At 35.9% G+C, this 19020-nt stretch carries 14 protein-coding genes, 3 tRNA genes and 3 rRNA genes; 16 read left to right on the top strand and 4 right to left on the bottom strand.

Features of this window, described 5'->3' with window-relative positions; genetic code table 11:
- Positions 1 to 7 precede the first annotated feature (7 nt).
- Positions 8 to 1072 (top strand): butyrate kinase, encoded by a 1065-nt coding sequence (gene buk / locus G314FT_RS09380; RefSeq protein ID WP_257700978.1) that lies wholly within the window; start codon positions 8 to 10, stop codon positions 1070 to 1072.
- A gap of 586 nt (positions 1073 to 1658) precedes the next feature.
- The gene (locus tag G314FT_RS09375; RefSeq protein WP_257700976.1) at positions 1659 to 2216 is read left to right on the top strand and encodes a recombinase family protein; all 558 of its coding nucleotides are present in this window, start codon (positions 1659 to 1661) and stop codon (positions 2214 to 2216) included.
- 51 nt (positions 2217 to 2267) lie between these two features.
- On the opposite strand, the gene G314FT_RS09370 is transcribed toward G314FT_RS09375, so the two are convergent.
- Positions 2268 to 3026: an ABC transporter permease gene (locus G314FT_RS09370; RefSeq protein WP_257700975.1), complete on the bottom strand. Its 759-nt coding sequence runs from the start codon at positions 3024 to 3026 to the stop codon at positions 2268 to 2270.
- A 1-nt stretch (position 3027) separates the two neighbouring features.
- A complete protein-coding gene (locus G314FT_RS09365; protein WP_257700973.1) occupies positions 3028 to 3669 on the bottom strand; it encodes an ABC transporter ATP-binding protein in 642 nt (213 codons plus the stop codon).
- Positions 3670 to 3850: 181 nt separating this feature from the next.
- Here G314FT_RS09365 and udk point away from each other — a divergent pair, with 181 nt between their 5' ends.
- The 10 genes from udk (at position 3851) to G314FT_RS09315 (ending at position 11482) form a co-directional block, all read left to right on the top strand.
- Positions 3851 to 4483, top strand: coding sequence for a uridine kinase (gene udk / locus G314FT_RS09360; RefSeq protein WP_125957531.1), 633 nt, complete (start codon positions 3851 to 3853; stop codon positions 4481 to 4483).
- A 20-nt stretch (positions 4484 to 4503) separates the two neighbouring features.
- On the top strand, positions 4504 to 5088 hold the full coding sequence (locus G314FT_RS09355) for a peptidylprolyl isomerase (protein ID WP_257700964.1): 585 nt from the start codon (positions 4504 to 4506) through the stop codon (positions 5086 to 5088).
- 129 nt (positions 5089 to 5217) lie between these two features.
- Positions 5218 to 5586, top strand: a complete 369-nt coding sequence (locus tag G314FT_RS09350; protein WP_257700962.1) for a CvfD/Ygs/GSP13 family RNA-binding post-transcriptional regulator — start codon at positions 5218 to 5220, stop codon at positions 5584 to 5586.
- A gap of 71 nt (positions 5587 to 5657) precedes the next feature.
- Positions 5658 to 6026 carry a hypothetical protein gene (locus G314FT_RS09345; protein WP_257700960.1) on the top strand — a complete coding sequence of 123 codons (369 nt, stop codon included), beginning with the start codon at positions 5658 to 5660 and terminating at the stop codon, positions 6024 to 6026.
- Between the two features lie 285 nt (positions 6027 to 6311).
- A 16S ribosomal RNA gene (locus tag G314FT_RS09340) occupies positions 6312 to 7869 on the top strand.
- A gap of 68 nt (positions 7870 to 7937) precedes the next feature.
- Positions 7938 to 8010: transfer RNA gene (locus tag G314FT_RS09335), tRNA-Ala, on the top strand.
- 180 nt (positions 8011 to 8190) lie between these two features.
- Positions 8191 to 11102 (top strand): 23S ribosomal RNA (locus tag G314FT_RS09330).
- A 79-nt stretch (positions 11103 to 11181) separates the two neighbouring features.
- A 5S ribosomal RNA gene (rrf, locus tag G314FT_RS09325) occupies positions 11182 to 11297 on the top strand.
- The 16S, 23S and 5S rRNA genes sit together here with 3 tRNA genes alongside, the layout of an rRNA operon.
- An 11-nt stretch (positions 11298 to 11308) precedes the next feature.
- Positions 11309 to 11382, top strand: a tRNA-Asn gene (locus G314FT_RS09320).
- 26 nt (positions 11383 to 11408) lie between these two features.
- A tRNA-Asn gene (locus G314FT_RS09315) sits at positions 11409 to 11482 on the top strand.
- Positions 11483 to 11777: 295 nt separating this feature from the next.
- On the opposite strand, the gene gloA is transcribed toward G314FT_RS09315, so the two are convergent.
- Complete coding sequence (gene gloA / locus G314FT_RS09310; protein WP_257700959.1) at positions 11778 to 12152, bottom strand: lactoylglutathione lyase; 375 nt, start codon at positions 12150 to 12152, stop codon at positions 11778 to 11780.
- A gap of 80 nt (positions 12153 to 12232) precedes the next feature.
- Positions 12233 to 13096 carry a hypothetical protein gene (locus G314FT_RS09305; RefSeq protein WP_257700957.1) on the bottom strand — a complete coding sequence of 288 codons (864 nt, stop codon included), beginning with the start codon at positions 13094 to 13096 and terminating at the stop codon, positions 12233 to 12235.
- Between the two features lie 174 nt (positions 13097 to 13270).
- Between G314FT_RS09305 and G314FT_RS09300 the strand changes: the two genes are divergently transcribed.
- The 4 genes from G314FT_RS09300 to asnS are packed head-to-tail and all read left to right on the top strand — an operon-like array spanning position 13271 to position 18989.
- Positions 13271 to 15964 (top strand): helicase C-terminal domain-containing protein, encoded by a 2694-nt coding sequence (locus tag G314FT_RS09300; protein WP_257700955.1) that lies wholly within the window; start codon positions 13271 to 13273, stop codon positions 15962 to 15964.
- Positions 15965 to 15989: 25 nt separating this feature from the next.
- Positions 15990 to 16469 carry a cell wall elongation regulator TseB-like domain-containing protein gene (locus tag G314FT_RS09295; protein WP_257700953.1) on the top strand — a complete coding sequence of 160 codons (480 nt, stop codon included), beginning with the start codon at positions 15990 to 15992 and terminating at the stop codon, positions 16467 to 16469.
- A 12-nt stretch (positions 16470 to 16481) separates the two neighbouring features.
- Positions 16482 to 17669: a pyridoxal phosphate-dependent aminotransferase gene (locus G314FT_RS09290; protein WP_257700951.1), complete on the top strand. Its 1188-nt coding sequence runs from the start codon at positions 16482 to 16484 to the stop codon at positions 17667 to 17669.
- A 21-nt stretch (positions 17670 to 17690) separates the two neighbouring features.
- Positions 17691 to 18989, top strand: coding sequence for an asparagine--tRNA ligase (asnS, locus tag G314FT_RS09285; RefSeq protein ID WP_257700941.1), 1299 nt, complete (start codon positions 17691 to 17693; stop codon positions 18987 to 18989).
- The last annotated feature ends 31 nt before the right edge of the window (positions 18990 to 19020 follow it).

Genomic DNA, 19020 nt, shown 5'->3' with positions numbered 1-19020 from the left:
GGAAAATTTGAAAAAAGTATTAGTTATTAATCCAGGATCAGCATCAACAAAAATTGCTTATTTTGAAGACAAAGAAGAAATCTTAAACACAAATGTGTATCATGATTCAGAAGATTTGGAAAAATTTCCTACAATAGCAGATCAATATGATTATCGATTAACTTTTATTAAAGATTATTTAGATAAAGAAAATATAGAGTTGACTGATATTGATGCTGTCGTTGGTCGTGGAGGGTCACTACCTCCAGTGGATGCAGGTGGGTATTTAGTAAATGATGAGATGACTGACTGGTTAGTAAATAAAACAGATGTGCATCACGCTTCTAATTTAGGAGCTCTGTTGGCACGTGGTTTTAAAGAGTTTAGTCATGATGAGTGTATTGCAATGATTTATGACCCAATTACAGTTGATCAATTTCATGATTTATCAAGAATATCTGGATTAAAAGGTGTCAACAGACGTAGTATTGGGCATATGTTAAATATGAGAGCTATTGCAATGAAAACAGCAGAAGATACAGGTAAAATTTATGAAGAAAGCAATTTAATTGTGGCTCATTTAGGAAGTGGATCATCAATAAGTGCCCATCAAAAAGGTCGTATGATTGACTTATCTATTGATGATGAAGGACCATTTTCGGTTGAACGAACAGGTAGTCTTTGTCTAAAAGAATTCATTCCATTTTGTTATCAGATGACAGAAAAAGAAGTCATTGAATGGACAAGAAAAAAAGGTGGTATGATATCTTACTTAGGTACAAATAGTGGGATTGAAGTTGAAAATCGTATCGATCAAGGCGATGATGAGGCAAGATTAGTTTTTGAAGCAATGGCTTACCAAGTTTCAAAAGGAATTGGTGAGTTAGCAACTGTTTTATGTGGTCGTGTAGATAATATTGTGATTACAGGTGGTTTAGCTTATTCTGATCGATTAGTCGATTGGATTAAAGAAAGAGTTTCTTTTATTGCTCCTGTTAGTTGTATTCCAGGAGAATTTGAAATGGAAGCTTTAAGAAATGGTGCTTTAAGAGTTCTCTCAGGAGAAGAAGAAGCTAAAGAATTTAGTATATAAAAAAATCAGCTTTTACTCATAATGAAAGAGTGGAAGCTGATCTTTTTTATTAATTTTATCAGTTTGGTTGGGGTTAAGTTTACAACTCAAAGGGTTGTATCTTGCCATTATATTGATTTTATAAAGATTTAGTTAATTTAATTTTTTTGTTAATTATTCGTTGTCTTTAATACTAAATGTTTTTTCCTTCAATATTTTTAAAAACCGTGGATACATTCATACTAATATAAAAAATAGTAAAATATTTTTTATTTTTTTTATGTATTGATTCTATTCTTGTTTATTTTATCAATTAATATAAAATGCGTTAAATGAAATTTTTTTATTCATAATGTTACTTTTATTTATAAAAACATGATTTTTTAATTAATAATTGCGTATCTATATGAATTTTTAGAGAATTTTAAATAACAAAATATGCTATTTTCATGAACTTTCATTTAAAGATGATTAATTGTCATTTTTTACGTATTGTTAGGTAAAGTTTGATATGGCAGGTTTTTTTAAAAAACGATATAGTATGAACATAGCCAAGAAATGAAACGCACCAAAAATTTAATAACAAAAATAATAGGGGGTAGGAGCTATGAAAAAAATAGGATATGTTTATGCTTCTAGTGAGGAAAATTATGTGAGAGAACAAATCGATGGGTTAAATAGTTTAAACATTGAAACTGTATCCATTGAAAAGGAAACGAATGAGGAGATTTCACAAAGCGACACGGTATTAACTGATATTGTTGCTAGTTTAGAATCAGGTGATCAACTAGTTGTATATGAATTAAGATGTTTAGGAAAATCAGTTATTCAATTAGCAGAATTTTTAGGACAATTAAAAGAAAAAGGTATTGGATTAGTTGTTATTAAAAAAGGTGAAGCATATAGTGATATTGACAATGCTGCTTATTTGGAAATGGTATTAAAAATTGCTGAGATGGAAAAAATGATTATCAGAGAAAGAACAACTAAAGGATTACAAGAAGCACGTCGTAAGGGTCGTGTTGGTGGACGTCCAAAAATTTCTCAAGAAACAATCGACCAAATTAGATTTTTATATAACAACAATAGATATACATTAAGACAAATTGCAGAGGAATGTAACATTTCTTTGGGAACAGCTTATAAATACGTACAAGAAAGATAAAACAAAAAGACTAGTAAATGACATTTAAAACATTTACTAGTCTTTCTTTGTTTATTTTAATTGAGAGAAGTCGTTGAAGTATTGTTTGTAGGATAAGTAACTGGCAATCATAGTTGAAAATCCAGTAGTCGCAATTAACATAAACATCACAACGATTTGATATCTAATGGCAGTTGTTGGATCAATACCGGCAAACATTAACCCAGACATCATACCAGGCAAACTGACTAAACCAACTGTTTTTGCCCGATCAATACTTGGTGACATGGCAGATTTAATGCTTTCTCTTACGATAGGTAAGGTTGACTGTTTTTTTGTTGCTCCTAATGCAAGCTTTTCTTGCACCTGTTGACGTTGATCTTCAAATTTAGTTGACATTGTACGATAGCCAACCCCAACGGCAGTCATCGCATTACTGGCAATCATTCCGGTTATTGGAACAATTTGTGAAGGAGTCCATTTTAAAGTTCCAGATATAAATAGAATAAACAGTGATAAAATTGTACCAAAACCAATTGAAATCAGAGAAATTTGAAAGGCTTTATCTAAATGGTTTGCACGTTTTCCGGCATGATGTGCAGCATTTAAAATAATAAAAGCAACCATGACTAAGGTTAAAATCATATTATCCAGTTGGAAAACAAACCCTAAAACATATCCAATGATGAATAATTGAACCACAGTTCGAATGGCAGAAACGAAAATATCTTTTCCTAATCCTAGTTTTTCTTTGTAATCAATAATTAAAGCTATCACAATTAACAAGCTTGCCAATAATAGCGATGTATTTGAAATATTTAAATCAGTCATATTATTTTTCCTCCAATTTCCCGTCAATAATGGTGATTTGACGTGTACCTAAGCTAAATTCATTGCTATCATGAGTTACCCATAGGATAGTTTTTCCCTTTAACTCATTTAAAATAAATTGTTGGATAATATTTTTATTTTCGTCATCTAAAGCACTAGTGACTTCATCTAACAACAATACATCCGGTTCAAAAATGAGATTTCTAACAAACGCAACACGTTGTGTTTCTCCACCAGATAAATCAATAATCTTTTTACTTAAGTAAGATTCATTAAGTTTGAATGTCTCTAACAGTTTTGTTACTCTAGATTTGTCGAATTCTTGATGTCGAATATCAAATGGAAATATCAGATTATCCATAACAGTGTCACCAAAGAGAGTAGGTTGTTGGAAAAAATAAGATACTTCTTTCCTATAATCAGTAATATTTTCTTTGTCAATTTCTTTATTTTTATAAAGTAATTTTCCAGAGGTAGGTGTAATCATCGAGGCTAGCACTTTTAGTAAGGTGCTCTTCCCACTTCCTGATGGACCGCTAATAGTGATGAAATCTCCTGAGTTGATTGATAAATTAATGTCGTTTAGAATCGTTTGATTTTGCGGTTTAAAAAAAACGTTTTCTAAATTGAATAATGAATGCATAAGTAATCTCCTTTTTTCTATTAATATATCTATAGTATATCATTATAATAATTATTATTTAATATTAATGCTTAAATAATAATTACTTTGTTTGGTCGAGATTTATTTACTTTATATTGAAATCATGGGGCTTATAGAGTAGGATATCAAAGAAGGAATAAAAAACGAGCGGGGGATATTAATGACGGCAGCAGAAGGTAGACCGATTGTCATAGGTGTGACTGGTGGGTCTGGAAGTGGTAAAACAAGTGTAAGTCGCGCGATATTAAAAGCATTACCAAATCACTCAATTTTATTGTTTGAACAAGATTCTTATTATAAAGATCAAAGTCATTTATCATTTGAAGAAAGATTAAATACAAATTATGATCATCCATTTGCATTTGATACTGATTTATTGATTGAGCATTTACAAGATTTAATGGAATATAAGGCCATCGAAAAACCTGTCTATGATTATGAAGCACATACTCGTAGTAAAGAAGTGATTTATCAAGAGCCAAAAGAAGTGATTATATTGGAAGGTATCCTGATACTAGAAGATGAACGATTGAGAAATTTGATGGATATTAAAGTGTATGTAGATACTGAGGATGATATAAGAATTATCCGCCGTATTAAAAGAGATATGCATGATCGAGGACGTTCATTGGATTCTGTCATTGGACAGTATTTAAGTGTAGTTAAACCAATGCATCAACAATTTATAGAACCAACAAAAAAATATGCGGATATTATTGTGCCAGAAGGTGGCAAAAATCAAGTTGCAATAGACTTGTTAACAACTAAAGTAAGAAGTATACTTGAAAAATAACAAATTAGGAGGAATTATAAATGATAACATTTCCACAATTAGATTTAGAAAATGCTAAAGTAACAGCAACAATTAAAACAAGTCGAGGTGACATTAAAGTTGCCCTATTCCCTGAACAAGCACCAAAAACTGTAAAAAACTTTATTGAATTAAGTAAAAAAGGTTACTACAATGGTATCATTTTCCATCGTGTTATTCCTGATTTCATGATTCAAGGAGGAGACCCAACTGGAACAGGTATGGGTGGAGAAAGTATTTATGGTGAAAAATTTGAAGATGAGTTCTCTAAAGAGGTATTCAATTTAAGAGGTGCTTTATCTATGGCCAATGCTGGACCAAATACAAATGGTAGCCAATTCTTTATTGTTCAAAATAAAAATGTTCCATCTAACATGCTATCTCAATTAGCAGGTGCTGGATTCCCAGAAGAAATCATTGAAGCATATCATAATGGTGGAACACCATGGTTAGACTTTAGACATACAGTCTTTGGTCATGTCATTGAAGGTATGGATGTTGTGGATGAAATTGCTAGTGTCAGTCGTGATTCACAAGATAGACCAATGCATGATGTAACAATCGATGAGGTTTTAATAGAAGAATAAGATGTTTTGTCACTTGCCTATTTGGGTGAGTGGCTTTTTCTTTTTATATTGTAAAGGGTAGTGAATAGTCTATGATGTTTATGTTAAAATGATGACTATAAGAAAATTTATTTTAGGAGAAGTAAGGACATGACATTAAAAATTGGAGACATATTGATAGGTGAAATAACAGGGATTCAGCCTTATGGGGCATTTGTGTCTCTTGGAGATAATCAACAAGGTTTGATTCATGTATCAGAAGTGAAGCATGGATTTATTAAAAATATAGAAGAAGAATTGACAGTTAAGCAAAAAGTGAAAGTTCAAATTATTGATATTGATGAGTACACAAAGAAAATTAGTTTATCGTTAAGAGTATTTCAAGATGCACCACCTGTTTTATATAAAAAGAAAAAATATTTTACAAATAGATATAAGAATATAGGTTTTGAAAGCATTGATAAGAATTTATCACATTGGGTTGATGGGTTTTTAGATGATATTACGGAAAATAACTGATATATTTCTGAAAATATGTTATAATTGCATTTGTCGATTTATTATAACTATTAAATAAGAGGTGTGTAATATTGGAACAGTCTAGAGTAGCTGGGACAGTCATTCTTAATCAACAAGATGGTCATAAAAAATTTTTAGTGCAAAAAGATCAAGAAACAGTTAGTTTTATTCAAACAACTATTGATACCAATTATACAAGTTTAGCTTGCATATTAGATAAGTTGACTCAATCAGTTGGCTTGAATTCTGATGCTATGGATTTAGTTGAATTGACTAATATCAATATTGAAGATGAAAAATTACCACTTTTTGTATTTAGTTTAGATGAAGAGAATATTGAAACCAGTGTATTGAATTCAGAGTTTTTATGGGAAGAACCTTCTACTTTGCGTATGGTATTACAACATTTTAACGTAAGTGGTGTGCCTTTTTTAAATTAGTTGTTGACAAAAGTATTCACAGGATGTAATATATAGAAGTTGTCACAACGACGTTATTTAATAAAAAAATAATTTTTAAAATAACGTTGACAAATAACTAACAATTTGATATGATGTAAAAGTTGTTACGGCAACAAAGTTTAGACCTTTGAAAACTGAACAAAGTAAGACGAACCAAATGTGTAGGGCGTTTCTACTATGTAGAAACAAACCATATTTAGTGAATACAATTCGCTAGCAAGTTTTAAAACAAATGAGCTAAACATCGTAAGATGTTATCAACTTTTTATTGAGAGTTTGATCCTGGCTCAGGACGAACGCTGGCGGCGTGCCTAATACATGCAAGTCGAACGCACTTCTTCTCACCGGAGCTTGCTCCACCGAGAAGAAGTGAGTGGCGGACGGGTGAGTAACACGTGGGCAACCTGCCCATCAGAGGGGGATAACACTTGGAAACAGGTGCTAATACCGCATAATTGCTTTTGCCGCATGGCAAAAGTATAAAAGACGCTTCGGTGTCACTGGTGGATGGGCCCGCGGTGCATTAGTTAGTTGGTGGGGTAACAGCCTACCAAGACCATGATGCATAGCCGACCTGAGAGGGTGATCGGCCACACTGGGACTGAGACACGGCCCAGACTCCTACGGGAGGCAGCAGTAGGGAATCTTCGGCAATGGACGAAAGTCTGACCGAGCAACGCCGCGTGAGTGAAGAAGGTTTTCGGATCGTAAAACTCTGTTGTTAGAGAAGAACAAGTGATAGAGTAACTGTTATCACCTTGACGGTATCTAACCAGAAAGCCACGGCTAACTACGTGCCAGCAGCCGCGGTAATACGTAGGTGGCAAGCGTTGTCCGGATTTATTGGGCGTAAAGCGAGCGCAGGCGGTCTTTTAAGTCTGATGTGAAAGCCCTCGGCTCAACCGAGGAAGGTCATTGGAAACTGGAGGACTTGAGTGCAGAAGAGGAGAGTGGAATTCCATGTGTAGCGGTGAAATGCGTAGATATATGGAGGAACACCAGTGGCGAAGGCGACTCTCTGGTCTGTAACTGACGCTGAGGCTCGAAAGCGTGGGGAGCAAACAGGATTAGATACCCTGGTAGTCCACGCCGTAAACGATGAGTGCTAAGTGTTGGAGGGTTTCCGCCCTTCAGTGCTGCAGTTAACGCATTAAGCACTCCGCCTGGGGAGTACGGCCGCAAGGCTGAAACTCAAAGGAATTGACGGGGGCCCGCACAAGCGGTGGAGCATGTGGTTTAATTCGAAGCAACGCGAAGAACCTTACCAGGTCTTGACATCCTTTGACCACTCTAGAGATAGAGCTTTCCCTTCGGGGACAAAGTGACAGGTGGTGCATGGTTGTCGTCAGCTCGTGTCGTGAGATGTTGGGTTAAGTCCCGCAACGAGCGCAACCCTTATTGTTAGTTGCCATCATTTAGTTGGGCACTCTAGCGAGACTGCCGGTGACAAACCGGAGGAAGGTGGGGATGACGTCAAATCATCATGCCCCTTATGACCTGGGCTACACACGTGCTACAATGGACAGTACAATGAGTTGCGAGACCGCGAGGTTTAGCTAATCTCTTAAAGCTGTTCTCAGTTCGGATTGTAGGCTGCAACTCGCCTACATGAAGCCGGAATCGCTAGTAATCGTGGATCAGCATGCCACGGTGAATACGTTCCCGGGCCTTGTACACACCGCCCGTCACACCACGAGAGTTTGTAACACCCAAAGTCGGTGAGGTAACCTTTTGGAGCCAGCCGCCTAAGGTGGGATAGATGATTGGGGTGAAGTCGTAACAAGGTAGCCGTATCGGAAGGTGCGGCTGGATCACCTCCTTTCTAAGGATAATTACGGAAAACACATTACGTTTTTACTTTGTTCAGTTTTGAGAGGTTTACTCTTAATAGGGGCCTTAGCTCAGCTGGGAGAGCGCCTGCCTTGCACGCAGGAGGTCAGCGGTTCGATCCCGCTAGGCTCCATTGATGAGAAATCATCATATAGATTGTTCATTGAAAACTGGATAGTTGAAGTTAGACATCAACATAAACCGAGAACACCGCGTTGAACAGTTTCTTTTAAAGAACTGTGAAATGTATTAACTATTATCTATCGCTAGTTAATAGTTAATGAAAAAACAAGCTAACCGTAAGGTTAGAAAAGGTTAAGTGAATAAGGGCGCACGGTGGATGCCTTGGCACTAGAAGCCGATGAAGGACGGGACTAACACCGATATGCTTCGGGGAGCTGTAAGTAAGCTATGATCCGGAGATTTCCGAATGGGGGAACCCAGTATCTTTTATAGGATATTATCTAGTAGTGAATACATAGCTATTAGAAGGTAGACGCAGAGAACTGAAACATCTAAGTACCTGCAGGAAGAGAAAGAAAAATCGATTTCCTTAGTAGCGGCGAGCGAAACGGAAACAGCCCAAACCAATAAGCTTGCTTATTGGGGTTGTAGGACTCAGCTGTGGTAGCTGTTGTGGATAGTCGAATCGACCTGGAAAGGTCAGCCGTAGCGGGTAAAAGCCCCGTAGATGAAATTGACAACACACCTATGAGTATCCTGAGTACGGCGGAACACGAGAAATTCCGTCGGAATCCGGGAGGACCATCTCCCAAGGCTAAATACTCTCTAGTGACCGATAGTGAACCAGTACCGTGAGGGAAAGGTGAAAAGCACCCCGGAAGGGGAGTGAAATAGAACCTGAAACCGTGTGCCTACAAGAAGTTAGAGCCCGTTAATGGGTGATAGCGTGCCTTTTGCAGAATGAACCGGCGAGTTACGATAGCATGCGAGGTTAAGCTGAAGAAGCGGAGCCGTAGCGAAAGCGAGTCTGAATAGGGCGAATGAGTATGTTGTCGTAGACCCGAAACCATGTGACCTACCCATGTCCAGGTTGAAGGTGTGGTAAAACGCACTGGAGGACCGAACCCACGTACGTTGAAAAGTGCGGGGATGAGGTGTGGGTAGCGGAGAAATTCCAAACGAACTTGGAGATAGCTGGTTCTCTCCGAAATAGCTTTAGGGCTAGCCTCGGATTTGAGAATGATGGAGGTAGAGCACTGTTTGGACTAGGGGCCCGTCTTGGGTTACCGAATTCAGATAAACTCCGAATGCCATTCATTTATATCCGGGAGTCAGACAGTGAGTGATAAGATCCATTGTCGAAAGGGAAACAGCCCAGACCACCAGCTAAGGTCCCAAAATACATGTTAAGTGGAAAAGGATGTGAGGGTGCACAAACAACTAGGATGTTGGCTCAGAAGCAGCCACCATTTAAAGAGTGCGTAATAGCTCACTAGTCGAGTGCCCTTGCGCCGAAAATGTACCGGGGCTAAACATGTTACCGAAGCTGTGGATAGAACCTTTGGTTCTATGGTAGGAGAGCGTTCTAAGGGCGTTGAAGCTGGATCGTAAGGACTGGTGGAGCGCTTAGAAGTGAGAATGCCGGTATGAGTAGCGAAAGACAGGTGAGAATCCTGTCCACCGAATGACTAAGGTTTCCTGGGGAAGGCTCGTCCTCCCAGGGTTAGTCGGGACCTAAGCTGAGGCCGATAGGCGTAGGCGATGGACAACAGGTTGAGATTCCTGTACTCGTTTGTTTTGTTTGAACAATGGAGGGACACAGGAGGCTATGAGATCGTGCGACTGGAAGTGCACGTTCAAGCAACGAGTTTTGATAAGAGTCAAATGCTTTTATCTTTAAGAACAAGTTGTGATGAGTAGGGAAATAAAGTACCGAAGTCTCAATGTCACACTGTCAAGAAAAGCTTCTAGTTAGAAACAAATGACCCGTACCGCAAACCGACACAGGTAGTCGAGGAGAGAATCCTAAGGTGAGCGAGAGAACTCTCGTTAAGGAACTCGGCAAAATGACCCCGTAACTTCGGGAGAAGGGGTGCTGAACGCAAGTTCAGCCGCAGTGAATAGGCCCAAGCGACTGTTTATCAAAAACACAGGTCTCTGCAAAATCGAAAGATGACGTATAGGGGCTGACGCCTGCCCGGTGCTGGAAGGTTAAGAGGATGGGTTAGCAATAGCGAAGCTCAAAATTGAAGCCCCAGTAAACGGCGGCCGTAACTATAACGGTCCTAAGGTAGCGAAATTCCTTGTCGGGTAAGTTCCGACCCGCACGAAAGGCGTAACGATTTGGGCACTGTCTCAACGAGAGACTCGGTGAAATTTTAGTACCTGTGAAGATGCAGGTTACCCGCGACAGGACGGAAAGACCCCATGGAGCTTTACTGTAGTTTGATATTGAATGTTTGTGACACATGTACAGGATAGGTAGGAGCCGTAGAAATCGGAACGCTAGTTTCGATGGAGGCGCTGGTGGGATACTACCCTTGTGTTATGACCATTCTAACCCGCACCACTTATCGTGGTGGGAGACAGTGTCAGATGGACAGTTTGACTGGGGCGGTCGCCTCCCAAAAGGTAACGGAGGCGCCCAAAGGTTCCCTCAGAATGGTTGGAAATCATTCGTAGAGTGCAAAGGCAGAAGGGAGCTTGACTGCGAGAGTTACAACTCGAGCAGGGACGAAAGTCGGGCTTAGTGATCCGGTGGTTCCGCATGGAAGGGCCATCGCTCAACGGATAAAAGCTACCCTGGGGATAACAGGCTTATCTCCCCCAAGAGTTCACATCGACGGGGAGGTTTGGCACCTCGATGTCGGCTCGTCGCATCCTGGGGCTGTAGTCGGTCCCAAGGGTTGGGCTGTTCGCCCATTAAAGCGGCACGCGAGCTGGGTTCAGAACGTCGTGAGACAGTTCGGTCCCTATCCGTCGCGGGCGTTGGAAATTTGAGAGGAGCTGTCCTTAGTACGAGAGGACCGGGATGGACATACCTCTGGTGTACCAGTTGTTCTGCCAAGGGCATTGCTGGGTAGCTATGTATGGACGGGATAAACGCTGAAAGCATCTAAGCGTGAAGCCCCCCTCAAGATGAGATTTCCCATTCCTTTAAGGAAGTAAGACCCCTGAAAGATGATCAGGTAGATAGGCTAGAAGTGGAAGTACAGTGATGTATGGAGCGGACTAGTACTAATCGGTCGAGGACTTAACCAAGATAGCGGTGGACAATTATATTGATACTAACTTAACATCCAGTTTTGAGTGAATCATCACTCAATAAAAAACATATAAGTGCGGTGACGATGGCAAGAAGGATACACCTGTAACCATGCCGAACACAGAAGTTAAGCTTCTTAGCGCCGAGGGTAGTGAAGGGTTTCCCTTTGTGAGAGTAGGACGTTGCCGTGCTTATATCATTATCCGGCATAGCTCAGTTGGTAGTAGCGCATGACTGTTAATCATGATGTCGTAGGTTCGAGTCCTACTGCCGGAGTACAGTAATAAAAAAATTAATAATTATCCGGCATAGCTCAGTTGGTAGTAGCGCATGACTGTTAATCATGATGTCGTAGGTTCGAGTCCTACTGCCGGAGCTATCAAAAACCTAGTTTATTCTAGGTTTTTTTTTATTAAATAGATTCGTATACTCTCGTTTGCTTACGCTACCTCTTATTCTGTTATCTGCTTCTTGTTCTCGAATATATTTTTGTATTGTCTTTTGATTCAAGATTATCTTGATAAATGCCATCTGGTATGTTTTAATCAAAAGGAATTTTTTAATACTAAAGTTATTTCTTTCACGCACGGTATATATGTTTGTTTCATAAATAAAAAAATAGTATTGATTAAATAGAAATTTAATCAATACTATCACTTAAACACTTAGAACTATTTTTCACGAATGACTTCGATTTTGTAGCCATCTGGATCAATAATAAAGTAGTAAGAAGGTGGTACATTTGGTAAATGTTTTAATTCAGTTATGTTAAAACCTTCTTCTTTATGTTTAGAATGAAGTCCTTCTAGATCATTTGTAGATATAGCAATATGACCATAACCATTCCCTAAATCGTATCCTTCAGAGTCATAATTATAAGTTAATTCTAATTCATAATCGTCATCTGGTAATGTTAAATAGACAAGTGTAAATTTGTTTTCTGGAAAATCACGTCTGCGAGATTCTTCAAAGTTAAATGCTTTTTTATAGAATTCAAGAGAAGCATCTAAATCTTTTACTCTGACACATGTATGAGCCATTTTCATATTTATTATCCATCCCTTCATATTAAACTAATACTATACTAACATGATATTGAACTCATTTCTAGCTTTTCGATTTGTTTTTAGATATTATAAAAAGCTAAAGAGATTGTTAAATCATAAGGAATAAAATCTGTTTTGATATAGATTATATTGTCATCATTTTTTTTAACTTCTTTATAAGTTCCACCAAGAATAGTTGGAATGACTTGTATATTAGTATATTTATTGATCAAGGTATCGGCTTTATAACTGTCTTCAATGGCAATAAACCCTAAATTAAAATCGGCATCATGATTTTTTTTATTTGGTATAAAAATACTTAATCGATTATTAGTCGATTTTGGATCATATAATATTTTAGCATAAGCATTTGGAATGACGTGATCATATAATTCAAAAATTTTGCGATCATGGTATTCTTCATAATTTTCAGTTAATTCATTATCAGATATTCCGGCATATAAACTTGAGAAAAAATGTTCTTCTTTTAAAGTTAAAATAATTTCAAATAGTAGTTGTTGCTTTTCTTGTGTTTTTATCTGCGGTATACATGTATGCAAATATTCTTTATGTCTGATATTTGAAGAAGAAGTATTAATAATCATATGATCAGAATGGGTATCTTTTCTTTGACGAAATGAAGTAATATCATAATGTTTCTTCTTTTTTCTTTTCTTTTTTTTCTTTTTATGAGGGATAATGTAATAATCATCTTCATCATTTAAAGTGATTTCATCATGGCTTTTGAAATAGTGAGTAAAAAAATCATTTATATTATAGTATATTTCTGGATTTAAATAGATGATTAAAGTAATAGCTAAAAAAAGCGCAAGGGATGAAATAAAAAGATATGCATACCAAAATAAACTTGGTGTGTAGGTTAAGAAAAGGGCAAATATCCAAAAAATAATGATGATTAATCCAACTGTCTTCAAGTACTTCATATGCTTACGATACCTTTCTATGTCAAAATATAAATTTGTGTCTAAATATATTTAACCATAGTTTGAAGGTTAAAACAAACACATACCTAGATTTAGATAATGTTTTTATCTAATGACTTATTATTAGAATATAGTATAATACAATGGTGAGTAAAAATAGAGAGGATTGGGGTAATGGAAGCATCAAGTTTATTTGCCGTTGTAGATATTGAAACAACTGGTACCAATCAAGAAATGGATAAAATTATTCAATTTGCTTGTGTAATTGTCGAAAACCAGCAAATTGTAAATCAAATGTCGATTGATATTAATCCACTACGCTCAATACCAAAGCATATCACTGAATTAACTGGTATTTCAAATAAAGATGTGGCAAACGAGCCTTATTTTGAAGATGTGGCTTACACAATAAGACAACTTCTTGATGGCTGCGTGTTTGTAGCACACAATGTGTTTTTTGATTTTAATTTTTTAAATAGTGAATTAGTGAGGGCTGGTATTGAACCTTTAAAAAGCCCTTGTTTAGATACTGTTGAGATATTTCAAGTATTATATCCAACCTCTAATGGTTTTAGGGTAAGTGACATGGCATCTGAAATGGCATTAGAGCATGTTAATCCTCATCAAGCACTAAGTGATGCTTATGTAACTGCTCAAGGATTTATCAAAATGATTGATAAATTGAGAGAGCTACCTGAAATGACATTAGAAAAATTAACTCAGTTATCTAAAGAACTAGGTGTTAATAATCATGATCTGTTCCAGATGGTATTGGATGAGACACGAAAAAAAGAATTAAAAAAAGAGAATCACCTTATGATGATAGATGGTCTTGTTTTAAAGAAAAAAAATTATGATTATCGTTATAATGTTGGTTATACAAATGAAACATTTGATAGTGCATTAGATATTTTGAGAGCAAATCAAAAAGAAATGTCTGAGGATATTTATCAATTTTTAGCAAAAGAAAGCCAAGAAAAGGATTTCTTTATAGAAGCTGAAACTGGAACAGGTAAGACAATGGGTTACCTATATCCTTTATCTTTTGTTAATAGCTCTAAACAAGTATTAATTTCAACATCTACTATTATGTTGCAAAATCAAATAGTTTATCAAGATATCCCACTGTTAAATAAGTTAACTGGTATGTCTAAATACGGCGTTGTTGTGAAAAGTGCTTCACACTATATTAGTTTGGAGTCATTTAAGCAAACATTAGATAATCCAGTACCTCAAAAAACATATGCTATCTGTCAAATGGCTGTATTAGTTTGGCTTCTTGAAACAACGACTGGTGATTTGGACGAAGTAAATGTTAGTAAAAATAATATATTTTATCAACATGTTCAACATACAGGTAAAATGGAATTATTGGATTCCTCTTTATTTTATGAGGAAGACTTTTTTAATTATTTAAATGATAGATGTCGATTTGCTGATTTTATCATTGTTAATCATGCTTTTTTATTTGCAGATAGCCAAAAAAAAGAGCCATTTTTACCTGAATTTGAATTAGTTGTTGTAGATGAAGCACATCAATTACCTGCTTTAATAGAAAATTTGTCTACTAAAAAATTATCATTTTCTCAATTTGGTTATGAATTAAATCATCTAATTGAAATATCTAGTGATTTGTCTAAGTTTAATGTTTTATGGGAAAGACAAGGGCTTATGATTGGAAATATTAGTCAAGAATTGAGAGAATCTCTAGATTGGTTAGAGGAATGTTTTTTTAATTACTATAGATTACATCAGGTAAGAGAAGAAGTGATGGTTGAGTTATTAACATTTCTACAACAAGTGCCAATGGTTAAACGAAGTATTCAACAGATTAAAGTATTATTGAGAGAGTTATCACATTTGAAAAAAGATATATTAGAAAAGAGTCAAGTGGGTTCTACTCTAATTGAAAAAGATTTTTTTAATACTTTAAATAGAGTCATTGAAATATCTGAATGGTTTAACCAATTTTTTTATGATTATGATGATGATTTTGTGAAGTGGGCATATCGCAAAAAATCGCATTTAGTTTTATCGATGATTAACTTTGAAAATTTATCCATTCAACAATATAACTGGTATCATCAAGCTAAAAAAATTATTTATACAAGTGGTAGCCTACAGTTAGATAATGAGTCATCATTTTTAGAAAATAAATTAGGATTAAATAATGTAGCTAAGAAGACATTACCAACTATTTTTGATTATAAAAATCAAGCTAGGTTGTACTTGATAAAAGGGATTAATTATCCTAATTTATCTTCAACAAAAGAGTTTTCTAAACAAATTTATAAAGTTGTTAAAAAGTTGTATAACACACATGAACAAACGATGTTAGTTTTATTTACCTCGCACAACTTACTTGAAAAAACCTATCAATATTTAATAGATTATTTTAATCAAGGTGAAGTATTAATTCTGGCCCAGGGAATTTCTGGTACGAAAGAAAAAATTTTAAAGAAGATTAACCAAGGAAATAAGTGCATTATTTTAGGTGCTAATAGCTTTTGGGAAGGCATGGATTTTAGTAAACAGTCAATAGATATTGTGGTCATGACTAAACTACCGTTTGAACCACCTAATAGACCGATTGTTCAAGCTAGATATCATTACTTAGAGCAACAAGGAGTTAATCCTTTTTATGAGGATGCTATTCCGCAAGCTGGGATTAAGTTACGTCAAGGAGTAGGAAGATTGTTGAGAAGTCCAACGGATAAAGGAATTTTAGTGTTACTTGATGATCGATTAATAAATAGTAGATATAGTACTATTTTGTGCTCCTATTTACCAAAAGAATTAGATATTTTACCGGTAACATTACCTGAACTAGTAGATAATAGTAAGCAGTTTTTAAAAAATAAAAGTTAGTAAAATAACCTAAAGGAGAGAGTATATGCGTGAAAATAAATTGTTAAAATATTTGACGATAACTCTTATTGCGATTATTGTAATAATAAGTGCGATTCTTTATCGTTCAACGTCAACTTATCGTTCAACCAAAAAACAAGCAGTGACGATTGCCAAAAATTTAGGTCATATTGATAAGATTGATGAGTTTTATTGGTTTACAAGACAAGAAAATACCTTTAGCGTTGTGGGAAGAGACAACAATAATGAAGAAAAAATTGTGATGATACCTGAAAATGGAAAGGAAGCATTTGTGATATATGCTAACAAAGGAGTCACACAAGATGATGCCATCAAGGCTGTTTTGAAAAAGAATGAAACAAAAAAAATCAAAAAAGTATCACTGGGGTTAGTTGATGATAAACCTGTATGGGAAATAACAGCGACTAGTAAAGACGGCCATTTAGCGTATTATTTAGTTGATTTTTACTCAGGAGAAGTTAAAGAAGATACACTAAAAATTTAAGGGGATGAAAAAATGGGGTTCTCTAAAAAAGTAAAAAATTTGAAAGAATCAGCAACATTACAAGCAGCAGCAAAAGCAAAAGCGTTAAAAAATAAGGGTGTAGATGTATTAAATTTGACTATTGGAGAGCCGGATTTTTCTACGCCTAAGTCGATTCAACAAGCAGCCATAAAGTCAATTGAAGATGGCTCATCAAGTTTTTATACACCTGCAACTGGTTTAATTGAATTAAAAAAAGCTATTATTGAACGGACTCGTATTGATTATGGCGTGGAATATCAGACAAATGAGGTATTCATTGGGAATGGGGCAAAATATGTTTTATATGCCTTATTTCAAACCTTATTAAACCCAGGTGACGAGGTTATTATTCCAACACCTTATTGGGTAAGTTATAGTGCGCAAGTAGAACTAGCAGATGGAAAAAATGTATTTGTTGAAACAACACAGGAAAACCACTACCGTGTAACAGTGGAAGAATTAGAAAAAGCACGAACTGATAAAACACGTATCTTAATTTTAAATACACCTTCTAATCCAACAGGTACTGTCTATACAGCTAAAGAGCTACTTGAAATTGGAAATTGGGCAGTTTCAAATAACATTTATATAATTGCCGATGATATTTATGCTAAATTAGTTTATAATGGTAATGTATTTACATCAATAGTGAGTTTGTCTGATGCGATTAAAAAACAAACAATTGTTGTTAATGGTGTATCTAAGGCCTATGCTATGACAGGTTGGCGTATTGGATACGCTCTATGTCAATCAGAGATTGTGTCTCAAGTGTCTAAAGTAATTTCACAATCAACAAGCAACCCTGCAACAGTAAGTCAATATGCTGCCATTGAAGCGTTGAGTGGCAATCAAGATATTGTGGAATCAATGCGTCAAACGTTTGAACAACGATTAAACGATATATTTCCATTAATTCAGGCAATACCAGGTGTGAAGGTGGAAAAACCACAAGGCGCATTTTATTTATATCTTAATATCAAAGATACAATGGCTATGTGTGGGTATGATAATGTAACGAATTGGGTAAATGACTTACTAGAAGAAGCGCATGTTGCTGTTGTAACAGGTGAAGCATTTGGCACAAGTCATCATGTGCGCATTAGTTATGCAACAGATATGGATACTTTGACACAAGCAATCAGTCAAATAAACAAATTCATTGATAGTAAACGAATTTAATATCATTAGTGGGGTGCTAAAGTGGAAACAATAAACATTATTGATTCAAAAAAACATGTTGGGGAAGTTGTTAAAATAGGTGCTTGGGTAGCCAATAAACGCTCAAGTGGTAAAATTGCCTTCTTACAACTTAGAGATGGTTCAGCTTATTTTCAAGGTGTTGTAGTAAAAAATGAAGTAGGCGACGAAACATTTGAATTAGCAAAAAGTTTAAATCAAGAAACATCTGTCATCATCACTGGTGAAATCAGAGAAGATACTCGTTCAAAATTTGGTTATGAAATTGGGGTTCAAACGATTGAAGTGGTTGGTGAGAGTCATGATTACCCAATTACACCAAAAGAACACGGAACTGACTTTTTAATGGATCATCGTCATTTATGGTTACGTTCATCAAAACAACATGCTATTATGCAAGTGAGAAATGAATTAATTCGTGCAACATACGAATTCTTTAATGACCGTGGATTTATCAAAATTGATCCACCTATTTTAACAAGTAGTGCACCAGAAGGTACGACTGAATTATTTGAAACAGATTATTTTGGTTCTCCAGCGTACTTATCACAAACAGGTCAGTTATATCTTGAAGCTGCTGCAATGGCTTTTGGAAAAGTATTTTCTTTTGGACCAACATTCCGTGCTGAAAAATCAAAAACTCGTCGTCATTTAACTGAGTTCTGGATGATGGAACCTGAAATGGCATTTGTTGATCAAGAAGGAAGTTTAGAAATTCAAGAGCAATATGTCGCATTCATGATTGAAAAAGTATTAGAAAATTGTGACTATGCTTTAGACGTGTTAGAACGCGATAAAGACTTATTAAGAAAATACACAGAATTACCATTCCCACGTATTTCTTATGATGAAGCAGTGGAATTATTACAACAAAATGGATTTGAAGATATTACTTGGGGGGATGACTTTGGTTCACCACATGAAACATTTATCGCCAACCATTTTGAAAAACCAGTATTCATTTTAAACTATCCAAAATCAATGAGTCCCTTCTATATGAAACCACATCCAACAAGAGATGACGTGGTGATTCGCGCCGATTTAATCGCGCCAGAAGGTTATGGAGAAATTATTGGTGGTAGTGAACGTGCCATCGGTTACGACTACTTACTAGCGGAAATTGAAAAAGATGGTTTAGATCGCAAAGATTATGAATGGTATTTAGATTTACAAAAATATGGTGCAGTTCCTCATTCTGGATTTGGTTTAGGATTAGAAAGAACTGTTACTTGGGTATGTGGTATTGATCACGTCCGTGAAGCAAGTCCATTCCCACGTTTATTACACCGTATTTACCCATAGAGAGTAAAAAGCCCCTTTTTAAAGGGGCTTT

Origin of the sequence: Vagococcus luciliae, from assembly GCF_024637875.1 — a bacterium.
Lineage (GTDB): Bacteria > Bacillota > Bacilli > Lactobacillales > Vagococcaceae > Vagococcus > Vagococcus luciliae.
The sequence above is the reverse complement of the archived record's forward strand: the minus strand, read 5'-3'. Positions and strand labels throughout refer to the sequence as shown.